Genomic DNA, 13,611 nt, shown 5'->3' on the forward strand with positions numbered 1-13,611 from the left:
GGCCGGCCACATAGTCGCCGGCGACGGCGATGCGCTCGTCGATGCGCAGGGGCGGGCGCGCGAGCGCCGGCGTGCAGGCGAAGGTGGCGCGCTTCTCGGCCAGCACGCGGCGCACGCGAAGATCGGCCAGGCCCAGCTGCGTCCTGGCCTGCGACAGCGCCGCCTCGCCGGTGACGTCCAGCCCCCGCTCGACCCACGGGGCGGCGGCGCTGATCGAAAAGGCGAGCAGGCCGGGCTGCAGTCCGAAGACGAACTGGGCTGGCCCGTCGTCGAGCATCAGCATCGGCGCCGGCAGCCTAGCGCCGGGGGCATCGACGTAGACCGTGCAGATCGGCTCGAAGCGCAGGCCGCGCGTCGTTTGCGCCCAGGCGGGGTCGAGCGTCTCGATCAACCGGGCGGCCTCCACGCTGCTGGTGGCGACGATGACCCGATCGAAATCCGCGAGTTCGTCCAGCGAGCCGACGCGACGGCCCGTCTCGAGGCGCGCGCCGCGTTGGCGCAGCCAGGCCTCGGCCGGCTGCGCCAGCAACTCCGCCAGCGGCACGCGCGGCAGCAGCAGGTCGGCGCCGCCGGGGCCCGCGAACAGCGCGTCCTTCAGCACGCGCAGGAACACGCTGGCGCTGGCCTCGGCCATCGGTGTGTTGAGCGCGGCCACGCAGAGCGGCTCGACCAACTGGGCGATCAGGACGTCGGGCAGGCCCTTGCACAGCGCCGCGACGCTGAGCGCCGGGTCGCAGCGGAAGCCGGCGGCCATCCAGCGTCCCGCCCGGATCAGCAGCGCCAGCCGCGCGCTCAAGGGCCAGCCGCGATGGGCCAGCACGCCGCGCACGAAGGCCGGCACGGCCGGGCCGGCGGGCAGTTGCAGGCCATCACCCCGCGGGCCGCGCAGTTGCAGCGGCAGTCGCAGCAAGGCCTGCGTCGGGTCGACACCCACCGCGCGCATCAGCGCCAGCGATTCGCGATAGGCCCCGATGAGGATGTGCTGCCCGCAGTCCAGCCCGTCCTCGAGACTGCGCGCGCGCCCGCCCAGGCGCGGCGCCATCTCGATCAGCGAGACCTGATGGCCGGCCTGTACGGCGCCGACTGCCGCCGCGATGCCGGCCCAGCCGCCACCAATAACGACGAGTCTCAACGGCCCCGCCAGTTGGTCTTCATCGCGATCCACAGCTTGCGGATCGGCGTCAGCGAGATCCGCTGCTGCAGCACCTGGAAGTTCTCGGCCTCCACCTCGCGCAGCAGCGCGCGGTAGATGTTGGCCATCATCAGCCCGGGCTTCTGCGCGCGGCGGTCTTCCTGCGGCAGCAGCGCAAAGGCCTCGTCATACAGCGCATGGGCCCGCGCCGCCTGGAACTTCATCAGCGCGGTGAAGCGCTCGCTGTAGCCCCAGGGCGCGTCACGCTTCAGGATCTCGTGGGCCTTGACGTCGAACTGCTGCAGCTCGGAGACCGGCAGGTAGATGCGGCCGCGGCGGGCGTCGTCGCCGACGTCGCGGATGATGTTCGTGAGCTGCATCGCCAGGCCCAGCTTGTGGGCGTAGCCGACGGTCTGCGGATTCGTGCGGCCGAAGATGCCGCTGGCCACTTCGCCGACGATGCCGGCCACCAGATGGCAGTAGCGCTGCAGGCCGGGGTAGTCGAGGTAGCGGGTCTGGTCCAGGTCCATCTGGCAGCCGTCGATGACGGCGTGCAGGTGCTCCAGGCGGATGTCGTAGGCGGCCACGTGCGGCATCAATGCCTTCATCGCCGGGTGGCTCGGCTGGCCGGCGAAGGCTGAGGCCGACTCCTTGCGCCACCAGGCGAGCTTGGTGGCGGCCACGCCCGGGTCCTGCGTCTCGTCGACGACGTCGTCGACCTCGCGGCAGAAGGCGTAGAAGGCGGTGATCGCCGCGCGGCGCGGCGGCGGCAGGAACAGGAAGGCGTAATAGAAGCTGGAGCCGCTCTTCGCCGCCTTGTCCTGAACGTATTGCTCGGGAGTCATCTTGTTTTCATCGTGAGGACGCGCCAGCAGAGCAGGGGCGCGTCGAAGGCATGGAGGGCAGGGCGCCGGGTCAGGCTGGCGAACTGCATCGCCGCGATTTTCTCAAGAATGCGCAGGCCGCCTTGAATGACCGCACGCAATTCCCAGGCGGCCCGGCCGGGCAGTTGCGCGACCAGCGGCGCGCCTTCGCGCATCATGTCGCCGGCCCAGCCGCAGAGCTCGGCGATCAGCGCGCGGGCGGAGGGGCTGTCGCGGCAGGCGAGCAGATCCTCGGGGGTCAGGTCATGCCTGGCCAGGTCCGCCAGCGGGGCATAGACGCGGCCGTTCGGCCCGTCGCGGGTGAAGTCCTGCCAGAAGTTGATCAGTTGCAGGCTGCTGCAGATCGCGTCCGAACGGCGCAGTGCCGCCGCGTCGTGGACACCGTACAGATGCAGCAGCAGCCGCCCGACCGGGTTGGCCGAACGGCGGCAGTAGTCGAGCAGTTCGGCCCGGTCGGCATAGCGGTGCTTGTGGAGATCCTGCTCGAAGGCGTCCAGCAGATCGTGCAGCAGCGGCAGCGGCAGCCGGTGCTGCTCGATGGCCGTGGCGAGCGGATGGAACACCCAGGCCCAGCGCGGCGAAGGCGCACGGCCGGCGGCCACGGCGGCCAGGTCGGCGCGGTAGGCCTGCAGGTCGGAGAGGCGCTGCGCCGCTGGCGCGTCGCCCTCATCGGCGAGGTCGTCGGCGGTGCGGGCGAAGTGGTAGATGGCGGCGACGGCCGGCCTCAGCCGGGGCGGACAGAGCCAGGAGGCGACCGGGAAGTTCTCGTAGTGTTCTATGCTCACCGGCGCGATTGTGTGTGTTTTGTGCCGCGATTCCGCTTGCGGGCGCGGCAAGCTCGCTCAAAATGCAGCTTGACCGCCGTGGCGACTGCCGCGGCGGCGCCTGTCAGTGGGACCTGTCAGTTAGCCCCCGGCGCACCGACGCGCCCAAGAAGAATTCGAGGACTCCATGCCCCAGACGCCATTGAAGGCCAGCCTGTCGCTCGCAGCCCTGTTGCTGCTGAGCGCCTGCGGCAAGCAGGCCGCCGCGCCGGAACCGGTACGCGCCGTGCGCACGGCCGTCGTCGGCACCGATTCCGCCGGCATGACGCTGGAGTATCCGGGCGACATCCGGGCGCGCATCGAGTCGCGCCTGTCCTTCCGCGTCGGCGGCAAGATCCTGGACCGCAAGGTCAATCTCGGTGATTCCGTGAAGGCCGGCCAGGTGCTGGCCCTGCTCGATCCGAAGGACCTGATGCTGGCCCAGGAGGGCGCCAAGGCGGGCCTGTCGGCCGCGCGCACGAACCGCGACCAGCTCGGCGCCGACTACAAGCGCTTCATCGAACTGCAGCAGCAGGGCTTCATCAGCGCCGCCGAGCTGGAGCGTCGCGACGCCGCCTTCAAGGCCGCCCAGGCCCAGCTCGACCAGGCCCGCGCCCAGGCCGACGCGCAGCAGAACCAGACCGGCTACACCCAGCTGGTGGCGGATTCGGCCGGTGTCGTCACCGCGGTGCTGGCCGAGCCGGGCATGGTGGTGGGCGCCGGCACGCCGGTGGTCGGCGTGGCGGTGGACGGCCCGCGCGACGTGGTCTTCTCGGTGCCGGAGGACCAGCTCGCCCGGGTGCGAGGGGCGGCTGCCGAGCCGGGGGCGCTGAAGGTGCGGCTCTGGGGCGACCAGAGCAAGACCTACGACATCAAGCTGCGCGAGATCTCGGCGGCCACCGACCCGATCACCCGCACCTTCCAGATGAAGGCCGACATCGGCCGCATGGACGCACGCCTCGGGCAGACGGCCATCGTCTCGCTGGCGCTGCCGCGCAGCGCGGACGTGATCAAGGTGCCGCTCACCGCCGTGCTGCAGGCCGAGGGCAAGACCTCGGTCTGGGTGCTGGATCCGAAGGCGATGACGGTGGCGCCGCAGGCCGTGCAGGTCGGCGGCGCGGAGGGGAACCTGGTGGTGATCGCCGGAGGCTTGCGTGCCGGCCAGGAGATCGTCACCGCGGGCGTGCATGTGCTGACGCCGGGCCAGAAGGTCACGCGCTACCAGGAGACCTCGGCCCCCGCCGCTCCTGCAACGGCTGCTTCGGCCACGCGTTGAGTCGCCTCGCATGAGCAGCAACAACAACCACAAGCCGCAGGACAGCGGCCACTTCAACGTGTCCCGCTGGGCGCTGGAGCACCCGGCGCTGACGCGCTACCTGATGGTCGTGCTGATGCTGATGGGCTTCGCCGCCTACTTCCAGCTCGGCCAGGACGAGGACCCGCCCTTCACCTTCCGGCTGATGGTCGTGCAGGCCGCCTGGCCGGGCGCCACCGCCCAGCAGATGGCCGAGCAGGTGACCGACAAGATCGAGCGCACGCTGCAGGAGGTGCCCTACACCGACAAGATCCGCAGCTACACCAAGCCCGGCGAATCGGTGACGATCTTCCAGCTGAAGGACAACTCGCCGGCCAAGGACGTGCCCGAGACCTGGTACCAGGTGCGCAAGCGCATCAACGACATGCGCTACACGCTGCCGCAGGGCGTGCTGGGGCCGCAGTTCAACGACGACTTCGGCGATGTCTACGGCTCGATCTTCGCGCTGAGCGCCGACGGCTTCACCAAGGAGGAGCTGCGCCAGTGGTCCGAGCGGGTGCGCTCGCAGCTGCTGCGCGCGCCGGACGTGGCCAAGGTCACGCTGTTCGGCGTGCAGACCGAGAAGATCTTCATCGAGGCCTCGCAGAAGCGGCTCTCGGCGCTGGGCCTGGACTTCAACCAGGTGATCAACCAGCTCGGCGCGCAGAACGCGGTGGAAGGCGCCGGCGTGCTCGATGCCGGCACCAGCAATCTGCAGATCCGCGTGGGCGGGCAGTTCAACTCGGTGGACGAGCTGAAGGCCTTCCCGATCCGCGCGATCAACCCGCAGACGGGGCAGGGCAGCACGCTGCGCCTGTCCGACATCGCCGAGGTGCGTCGCGCCTATTCCGACCCGCCCGACGTGATGGTCCGCCACCAGGGCAAGGATGTGATCGCGCTGGGCGTCTCGATGAGCAAGGGCGGCGACATCATCGCGATGGGCAAGGCGCTGCAGGTCCAGGTCAAGCAGATCCGCGCAACGCTGCCGGCCGGTATCGAGCTCTCGCAGATCCAGGACCAGCCGCAGGCGGTGACGCGCTCGGTCAACGAGTTCGTCCACGTGCTGATCGAGGCGGTGGTGATCGTGCTGGCGGTGAGCTTCGTCGCCTTGGGCTTCCACACCAAGCCGCTGCGCGTGGACATCTGGCCGGGCATGGTGGTGGCGATCACGATCCCGCTGGTGCTGGCGATCACCTTCGTGGCGATGTTCTACTGGGGCGTGGGCCTGCACAAGATCTCGCTGGGCTCGCTGATCATCGCGCTGGGCCTGCTGGTGGACGACGCGATCATTGCGGTCGAGATGATGGTGCGCAAGCTCGAAGAGGGCTACGACAAGATGACCGCGGCCACCTTCGCCTACGACGCCACGGCCAAGCCGATGCTGACCGGTACGCTGATCACCGCGGTGGGCTTCCTGCCGATCGGCCTGGCCAAGTCGACGACCGGTGAATACACCTTCGCGATCTTCGCGGTGACGGCGGCGGCGCTGATCATCTCCTGGGTGGTGTCCATCTACTTCGTGCCCTACCTCGGCTCGCTGCTGCTGAAGAGCCACCCGGCGCCCGAGGGTGAGGCGCACGAGCTGTTCGACACGCCGTTCTACACGCGCTTCCGCAAGATCGTGCTGTGGTGCGTGGTGCACAAGTGGAAGACGATCTTCGCCACCATCGCCATCTTCGCCCTGGGCCTGTTCGGCATGGGCCATGTGCAGCAGCAGTTCTTCCCGGACTCCAACCGGCCGGAGGTGCTGGTCGAGCTGTGGCTGCCCGAGGGCTCGACGATCGAGCAGAGCCGCGCCGCCGCACTGCGCTTCGAGAAGCGGATGATGGCCGACCCCGGCGTCTCCACGGTGAGCACCTGGATCGGCTCCGGCGTGCCGCGCTTCTATCTGCCGCTGAACCAAGTCTTCCCGCAGAGCAACGTCGACCAGGCCATCCTGGTCACCAAGGATCTCGTCGCCCGCGAGGCGCTGCGCAAGCGCCTGCCCGCGCTGATGGCCACCGAGTTCCCCGAGTTGCGCGCCCGCATCAGCCTGCTGCCCAACGGCCCGCCGGTGGCCTATCCGGTGCAGTTCCGCGTGATGGGCGAGCGGGTGGACGAGGTGCGCCGCTGGGCCGACCAGGCCCGCGAGATCCTGCGCAAGAACCCGAACATGCGCGGCGTCAACGACAACTGGAACGAGACCGTCAAGGCGCTGCACCTGGAGGTGGACCAGGACAAGGCGCGCGCCCTGGGTATCACCAGCCAGAGCCTGGCGCAGGGCTCGCGCACGATGTTCTCCGGCACCACGATCGGCCAGTACCGCGAGGCCGACCGGCTGGTCGACATCGTGCTGCGCCAGCCGCGCGAGGAGCGCGACGCGATCACCGACATCGGCAACGAGATGGTGCCCACCGCCTCCGGGCGCGCGGTGCCGCTGACCCAGATCGCCAAGATCGGCTACGGCTGGGAGCCCGGCGTGCTGTGGCGCGAGGGCCGGGCCTATGCGGTGACGGTGCAGGGCGACGTGGCCGAAGGCCTGCAGGGCCCGACGGTGACCGCCGAACTGTGGCCCGAGCTGCAGAAGCTGCAGGCGCAGATGCCGCCCGGCTACCGCATCGAGATCGCCGGCGCGGTGGAGGAGAGCAGCAAGGGCCAGGGTTCCATCTTCGCCGGCGTGCCGGTGATGCTGTTCATCACCTTCACGCTCTTGATGCTGCAGCTGCAGAGCTTCGGCCGGGCGATGCTGGTGTTCCTGACCGGGCCGCTGGGCATCGCCGGCGTGGCCGCGGCACTGCTGCTGTTCAACCGGCCCTTCGGCTTCGTCGCGCTGCTGGGCGTGGTGGCGCTGATGGGCATGATCATGCGCAACTCGGTGATCCTGATCGACCAGATCGAGCAGGACCGCGAGCGCGGCGTACCGGCCTGGCAGGCGATCGTGGACTCGGCCGTGCGGCGTTTCCGCCCGATCGTGCTGACGGCGGCGGCGGCCGTGCTGGCCATGGTGCCGCTGTCGCGCAGCGGCTTCTGGGGGCCGATGGCGGTGGCCATCATGGGCGGGCTCGTCGTCGCCACGGCGCTGACGCTGCTGACGCTGCCGGCGATGTACGCCGCCTGGTTCCGCGTGAAGCGTCCCCCGCCGGAGTGAGCGGCGGGTTTACACCAAGCCCGGGATGTCCGCAAGGCTAAGGCTACAATCCCGGGTTCTCCAAATGCCGCAGGTTTGCACCCGTCAGACCTGAGTTCCCTCCGCGCGGGTGGCGAAATTGGTAGACGCACCAGGTTTAGGTCCTGACGCCTTCACGGGCGTGCCGGTTCGAGTCCGGCCCCGCGCACCAGATCTTGATCGATCCAACTTACGAGTCCACCATGGCTGTCACCGTCGAAACCCTCGAAAAGCTCGAACGCCGCATCACGCTGTCCCTGGCGGCCGCTGACATCAACAGCGAAGTCGAGACCCGCCTGAAGAAACTGGCCCGCACCGTGAAGGCCGACGGCTTCCGCCCCGGCAAGGTGCCGATGAGCGTCGTGGCCCAGCGCTACGGCTACTCGGTCCAGTACGAAGTCATGAACGACAAGCTGGGCCAGGCTTTCTCGTCGGCCGCCAACGAAGCGCAGCTGCGCGTCGCCGGCGCCCCGAAGATCGAGCAGAAGAACGACGCGCCGGAAGGCACGATGGCTTTCGACGCCACCTTCGAGGTGTACCCGGAAGTGAAGATCGGCGACCTGGCTAACGCCGAAGTCGAGCGCATCTCCAGCGAGGTGACCGAAGAGGCGATCGACAAGACCGTCGAGATCCTGCGCAAGCAGCGCCGCACCTTCGCCCAGCGTCCGGCCGCCGAAGGCGCCGCCGTGGGCGACCGCGTGACCATCGACTTCGAAGGCAAGATCGACGGCGAGACCTTCCAGGGCGGCAAGGCCGAAGGCTTCCAGTTCCTGATCGGCGAAGGCCAGATGCTCGAGCAGTTCGACCAGGCCGTGCGCGGCATGAAGGTCGGCGAGAGCAAGACCTTCCCGCTGGCCTTCCCGGCCGACTATCACGGCCAGGACGTGGCCGGCAAGGAAGCCGACTTCCTGGTCACGCTGAAGAAGATCGAAGCCCAGCACCTGCCGGAAGTCAACGAAGCCTTCGCCAAGGGCCTGGGCATCGCCGAAGGCACCGTGGAAGCGCTGCGCGCCGACATCAAGAAGAACCTCGAGCGCGAAGTGAAGTTCCGCGTGCTGGGTCGCAACAAGGCTGCCGTGATGGACGCCCTGGTCGCCGCCGCCGAACTGGAAGTGCCGAAGGCCCTGGTTTCGCAGGAGACCGACCGCCTGGTGGCCAACGCCCGCGAAGACCTGAAGAAGCGCGGTGTCAAGGATGCCGAGAAGGCCCCGATCCCCGCCGAGATCTTCACGCCGCAGGCCGAGCGCCGCGTGCGCCTGGGCCTGGTCGTGGCCGAGCTGGTGCGCGCTAACAACCTGCAGGCCAAGCCCGAGCAGCTGCAAGCCCATATCGAAGAGCTGTCGCAGAGCTACGAGAAGCCGGCTGAAGTCGTGCGCTGGTACCTGAGCGACCGCGAGCGCCTGGCCGAAGTCGAAGCCGTCGTGATCGAGAACAACGTGACCGACTTCGTCATCGGCAAGGCCAAGGTGGCCGACAAGGCCGTGGCCTTCGACGAGCTGATGGCCGCCGCCGGCAACAACTGATCTCCAGAAAAGATCCTCACGTCCGGTAGGGGCGCCGCGCCGTAGGGCCGGCGCCCCTTGTTCTTGTCACCGCATAATCCGTCCCCATATCGGAGACGGATCCCCTTCACAAGGAATGAATTTCATGAGCGCGCTGGACATCAACAATCTGGGCATGGTGCCCATGGTCATCGAGCAGTCGGGCCGCGGCGAGCGGGCGTACGACATCTACAGCCGCCTGCTGCGCGAGCGCATCGTCTTCCTGGTCGGCCCGGTGAACGACGCGGTGGCCAACCTGGTCGTGGCGCAGCTGCTGTTCCTGGAGAGCGAGAACCCCGACAAGGAGATCAGCCTCTACATCAACTCGCCGGGCGGCAGCGTCTCGGCCGGCATGTCGATCTACGACACGATGCAGTTCATCAAGCCGGACGTGTCCACGATGTGCCTGGGCATGGCCGCCAGCATGGGCGCCTTCCTGCTGACCGCCGGCACCAAGGGCAAGCGCTATTCGCTGCCCAACTCGAAGATCATGATCCACCAGCCGCTGGGCGGCGCTCAAGGCCAGGCGACCGACATCGAGATCCACGCCCGCGAGATCCTGAAGACCCGCGAGGCGCTGAACCGCATCATGGCCGAGCGCAGCGGCCAGAGCCTGGAGAAGATCCAGGCCGACACCGAGCGGGACTACTTCATGTCCGCCGCTGAGGCTCAGGGTTATGGCTTGATCGACCAGGTGCTTGAGAAGCGCCCGTAAACGTCGAATTCCTCGTCAAGTATTGGCGTTAAGGGGCCTTTTTTACGAAAAGGCCCCTCGCCGTCTTTGAACTATCATCACCACAGGCCCCCCAGCCTGTTTGTTTGACTGAAGCAGCAGATCCATGGCCGAGAAAAAAGGCTCCTCCAGCGAAAAAGTTTTGTACTGCTCCTTCTGCGGCAAGAGCCAGCATGAGGTGAAGAAGCTGATCGCCGGTCCGTCGGTGTTCATCTGCGACGAGTGCATCGAGCTGTGCAACGACATCATTCGCGACGAGGTCCCGGCGGAAACGCCCGCCGCCCGCGCGAGCAAGTCGGACCTGCCGGTGCCCAGCGAGATCAAGTCCAGCCTCGACCAGTACGTGATCGGCCAGGACGTGGCCAAGCGCGTGCTGTCCGTCGCCGTCTACAACCACTACAAGCGGCTGCGCCACATGGGCGCGACCAAGGACGGCGTCGAGCTGTCCAAGAGCAACATCCTGCTGATCGGCCCCACCGGCTCCGGCAAGACGCTGCTGGCGCAGACGCTGGCGCGCCTGCTGAACGTCCCCTTCGTGATCGCCGATGCGACCACGCTGACCGAAGCCGGCTATGTCGGCGAGGACGTCGAGAACATCATCCAGAAGCTGCTGCAGAACTGCAATTACGACGTCGAGCGTGCGCAGCGCGGCATCGTCTACATCGACGAGATCGACAAGATCTCGCGCAAGGCCGACAACCCGTCGATCACCCGCGACGTGTCGGGCGAGGGCGTGCAGCAGGCGCTGCTGAAGCTGGTCGAAGGCACGATGGCCTCGGTGCCCCCGCAGGGCGGCCGCAAGCACCCGAACCAGGACTTCCTGCAGATCGACACGACCAACATCCTGTTCATCTGCGGCGGCGCCTTCGACGGCCTCGAGAAGGTCATCCAGAACCGCTCCGAGAAGTCCGGCATCGGCTTCGGCGCGACCGTGAAGAGCAAGAGCGAGAAGCGCGTCTCCGAGTTGTTCCGCGAGTGCGAGCCGGAAGACATCATCAAGTTCGGCCTGATCCCCGAACTGGTCGGCCGCCTGCCGGTGGTGGCCACGCTGGGCGAACTGACCGAGGACGCCCTCGTGCAGATCCTCACCGAGCCGAAGAACGCGCTGGTCAAGCAGTACCAGCAGCTGTTCCAGATGGACGGCGTGGAGCTGGAGATCCGTCCCTCGGCGCTGAACGCCATCGCCAAGAAGGCGCTGGCGCGCAAGACCGGCGCCCGCGGCCTGCGCTCGATCATGGAGCAGTCGCTGATCGACACGATGTTCGAGCTGCCGGCGCTCGACGGCGTGGCCAAGGTCGTGCTGGACGAGCACAACATCGAAGAGAACGCGAAACCCCTGCTGGTGTATCGCGAACAGAAGGCCAGTGCCTGAGTGGTCTTCGCATAACTGGTTCAATGGGCTGACTCAATCGGCCGAAGCACTCCGTTCGGCACCTTGTATTCATCGGCTCAGGCCCTAGATGGGCTTGAGAAAGAGAGGTATCTCATGTCCGGTCATCCCGTTCTGCAAGCCGTCCCCATCACGCTGCCGCTGCTGCCGCTGCGCGATGTGGTCGTCTTCCCCCACATGGTGATCCCGCTGTTCGTGGGTCGCCCCAAGTCCATCAAGGCGCTGGAAGCCGCGATGGAAGCCGGCCGCCAGATCATGCTGGTCGCCCAGAAGGCCGCCGGCAAGGACGAGCCGAAACCCGACGACATGTTCGAGGTCGGCTGCGTCTCCAGCATCCTGCAGATGCTGAAGCTGCCCGACGGTACCGTGAAGGTGCTGGTCGAGGGCCTGCAGCGCGCCACGACCAACTCGATCACCGAGACCGAGGAACACTTCGTCGCCGACGTCACGCCGATCCCGCCCGAGGCCGATACCAAGCCTGAAGTCGAGGCCCTGCGCCGCGCCGTCACGCAGCAGTTCGACCAGTACGTCAAGCTCAACAAGAAGATCCCGCCGGAGATCCTGACCTCCATCGGCGGCATCGACGACGCCGGCCGCCTGGCCGACACCATCGCCGCCCACCTGCCGCTGAAGCTCGATGCCAAGCAGTCGGTGCTGGACCTGGCCGAGGTGTCCAAGCGGCTGGAGAAGCTGCTCGACCTGCTCGAGCACGAGGTCGACATCCTGCAGGTGGAAAAGCGCATCCGCGGCCGCGTCAAGCGCCAGATGGAGAAGAGCCAGCGCGAGTACTACCTGAACGAGCAGGTCAAGGCCATCCAGAAGGAACTCGGCGACGGTGAAGAAGGCGCCGACCTGGAAGAGCTGGACAAGAAGATCGCCGCCGCCCGCATGCCCAAGGAGGCACGCAAGAAGGCCGACGGCGAGCTGAAGAAGCTCAAGCTGATGTCGCCGATGTCCGCGGAAGCGACCGTCGTGCGCAACTACATCGACACGCTGGTCAACCTGCCCTGGAGCAAGAAGACCAAGATCAAGCACGACCTGGCCCATGCCGAGGAAGTGCTGAACGAAGACCACTACGGCCTCGAGAAGGTCAAGGACCGCATCCTCGAATATCTCGCGGTGCAGCAGCGAGTGGACAAGGTCAAGGCCCCGATCCTGTGCCTGGTCGGCCCTCCGGGCGTCGGCAAGACCTCGCTCGGCCAGTCGGTCGCGCGTGCGACGGGCCGCAAGTTCGTCCGCATGGCGCTGGGCGGCGTGCGTGATGAGGCCGAGATCCGCGGCCACCGCCGTACCTATATCGGCTCGATGCCGGGCAAGGTGCTGCAGTCGCTGTCCAAGGTCGGCACGCGCAACCCGCTGTTCCTGCTCGACGAGATCGACAAGCTCGGCATGGACTTCCGCGGCGACCCGTCCTCGGCCCTGCTCGAAGTGCTGGACCCGGAGCAGAACCACACCTTCGGCGACCACTACATCGAGGTGGACTTTGACCTCTCGGATGTGATGTTCGTTGCCACGTCCAACTCGCTGAACATCCCGCCGGCCCTGCTGGACCGGATGGAAGTGATCCGCCTGTCGGGCTACACCGAGGACGAGAAGGTCAACATCGCCCAGCGCTACCTGCTGCCCAAGCAGCGCAAGAACAACGGCGTCAAGGACGAGGAGATGGACGTCACCGAGTCCGCGATCCGTGGCGTGATCCGCTACTACACGCGGGAAGCCGGCGTGCGCTCGCTGGAACGCGAGATCTCCAAGATCTGCCGCAAGGTCGTCAAGGGCGTCGCCCTGAAGGCCTATGAGGGCCAGGTCGTGGTGACCGAGGACAACCTCAACGACTTCCTGGGCGTGCGCAAGTTCGACTTCGGCCGCGCGGAGAAGAAGAACCAGGTCGGCCAGGTCGTGGGCCTCGCGTGGACGGAAGTGGGTGGCGATCTGCTGACCATCGAAGCCACCGCGGTGCCGGGCAAGGGCAACATCATCCGCACCGGCTCGCTGGGCGACGTGATGAAGGAGTCCGTCGAGGCGGCTCGCACGGTGGTGCGTTCGCGCGCCCGCCGCCTGGGCATCAAGGACGAGCTGTTCGACAAGCGCGACGTACACGTCCACGTGCCCGACGGCGCCACGCCCAAGGACGGCCCCAGCGCCGGCGCGGCGATGACGACGGCCTTCGTCTCGGCCCTGACCGGCATCCCGGTCCGCGCCGATGTGGCGATGACCGGCGAGATCACGCTGCGCGGCGAGGTGACGGCGATCGGCGGCCTGAAGGAGAAGCTGCTGGCGGCCCACCGCGGCGGCATCAAGACCGTGATGATCCCGGAAGAGAACGTCAAGGACCTGCAGGACATCCCCGAGAACGTCAAGAACCAGCTCGAGATCGTGCCGGTGCGCTGGATCGACCGCGTGCTCGAGGTGGCGCTGGAGAAGGTGCCGACGGCGCTGCCGGAGGAAGATCCGGTGGTGGAAGCGAAGAAGGCGGCGGACGTCGCTGCCGCGTCGACCTCGGCCACGCACTGAGATTTATTGGCTGAACTTCTTGCCGGGGGTCAAAAACTCGGTATAGAATCTCGGCTTCAGCGCAAACGGCGCGGTGTTGAAAGACACAGCGAGCAGTGTGTTGAAACCTAGATGCAAATCTAAGCGGGTGTAGCTCAGTTGGTAGAGCGCGACCTTGCCAAGGTCGAGGTCACGAGTT

The 13,611-nt window shown here is 67.3% G+C and carries 9 protein-coding genes and 1 tRNA gene; 7 read left to right on the forward strand and 3 right to left on the reverse strand.

What is annotated here, in order from left to right; translation table 11 throughout:
* The 3 genes from B0W88_RS23045 to hpnC all read right to left on the reverse strand — a co-directional run.
* Positions 1-1,132 (reverse strand): FAD-dependent oxidoreductase (locus B0W88_RS23045; RefSeq protein WP_077036967.1); only part of this gene is annotated, 1,132 nt, incomplete at its 3' end.
* Positions 1,129-1,977 (reverse strand): presqualene diphosphate synthase HpnD, encoded by an 849-nt coding sequence (gene hpnD, locus B0W88_RS23050; RefSeq protein WP_077036968.1) that lies wholly within the window; start codon positions 1,975-1,977, stop codon positions 1,129-1,131. The genes B0W88_RS23045 and hpnD, both read right to left, overlap by 4 nt.
* On the reverse strand, positions 1,974-2,801 hold the full coding sequence (gene hpnC, locus B0W88_RS23055; protein WP_077036969.1) for a squalene synthase HpnC: 828 nt from the start codon (positions 2,799-2,801) through the stop codon (positions 1,974-1,976). The genes hpnD and hpnC overlap by 4 nt, the downstream gene beginning before the upstream one ends.
* Positions 2,802-2,967: 166 nt before the next feature.
* On the opposite strand from hpnC, the gene B0W88_RS23060 reads away from it, so the two are divergent.
* From B0W88_RS23060 to lon, 7 genes are all read left to right on the forward strand, one after another.
* On the forward strand, positions 2,968-4,095 hold the full coding sequence (locus tag B0W88_RS23060; RefSeq protein WP_077036970.1) for an efflux RND transporter periplasmic adaptor subunit: 1,128 nt from the start codon (positions 2,968-2,970) through the stop codon (positions 4,093-4,095).
* A 10-nt stretch (positions 4,096-4,105) separates the two neighbouring features.
* Entirely contained in the window at positions 4,106-7,240 is a 3,135-nt protein-coding gene (locus B0W88_RS23065; protein ID WP_077036971.1) for an efflux RND transporter permease subunit, read from the forward strand.
* Positions 7,241-7,343: 103 nt separating this feature from the next.
* Positions 7,344-7,430: transfer RNA gene (locus tag B0W88_RS23070), tRNA-Leu, on the forward strand.
* Positions 7,431-7,461: 31 nt separating this feature from the next.
* Positions 7,462-8,781: a trigger factor gene (tig, locus tag B0W88_RS23075; RefSeq protein WP_077036972.1), complete on the forward strand. Its 1,320-nt coding sequence runs from the start codon at positions 7,462-7,464 to the stop codon at positions 8,779-8,781.
* A 124-nt stretch (positions 8,782-8,905) separates the two neighbouring features.
* Positions 8,906-9,514 (forward strand): ATP-dependent Clp endopeptidase proteolytic subunit ClpP, encoded by a 609-nt coding sequence (gene clpP, locus B0W88_RS23080; protein ID WP_077036973.1) that lies wholly within the window; start codon positions 8,906-8,908, stop codon positions 9,512-9,514.
* A 124-nt stretch (positions 9,515-9,638) separates the two neighbouring features.
* Entirely contained in the window at positions 9,639-10,904 is a 1,266-nt protein-coding gene (gene clpX, locus B0W88_RS23085; RefSeq protein ID WP_077036974.1) for an ATP-dependent Clp protease ATP-binding subunit ClpX, read from the forward strand.
* Positions 10,905-11,018: 114 nt separating this feature from the next.
* Positions 11,019-13,433 carry an endopeptidase La gene (lon, locus tag B0W88_RS23090; protein WP_077036975.1) on the forward strand — a complete coding sequence of 805 codons (2,415 nt, stop codon included), beginning with the start codon at positions 11,019-11,021 and terminating at the stop codon, positions 13,431-13,433.
* The last annotated feature ends 178 nt before the right edge of the window (positions 13,434-13,611 follow it).

Source organism: Pelomonas sp. KK5, from assembly GCF_001984095.1.
In the GTDB taxonomy this organism is placed as follows: domain Bacteria; phylum Pseudomonadota; class Gammaproteobacteria; order Burkholderiales; family Burkholderiaceae_C; genus KK5.

What these genes read in the sequence shown, in the direction of transcription:
- tig (WP_077036972.1), top strand. Translation starts at nt 7,462, where the DNA reads ATGGCTGTCACCGTCGAAACCCTCGAAAAGCTCGAACGCCGCATCACG.
- clpX (WP_077036974.1), top strand. Translation starts at nt 9,639, where the DNA reads ATGGCCGAGAAAAAAGGCTCCTCCAGCGAAAAAGTTTTGTACTGCTCC.
- B0W88_RS23065 (WP_077036971.1), top strand. Translation starts at nt 4,106, where the DNA reads ATGAGCAGCAACAACAACCACAAGCCGCAGGACAGCGGCCACTTCAAC.
- B0W88_RS23060 (WP_077036970.1), top strand. Translation starts at nt 2,968, where the DNA reads ATGCCCCAGACGCCATTGAAGGCCAGCCTGTCGCTCGCAGCCCTGTTG.
- hpnD (WP_077036968.1), bottom strand. Translation starts at nt 1,977, where the DNA reads ATGACTCCCGAGCAATACGTTCAGGACAAGGCGGCGAAGAGCGGCTCC.
- clpP (WP_077036973.1), top strand. Translation starts at nt 8,906, where the DNA reads ATGAGCGCGCTGGACATCAACAATCTGGGCATGGTGCCCATGGTCATC.
- lon (WP_077036975.1), top strand. Translation starts at nt 11,019, where the DNA reads ATGTCCGGTCATCCCGTTCTGCAAGCCGTCCCCATCACGCTGCCGCTG.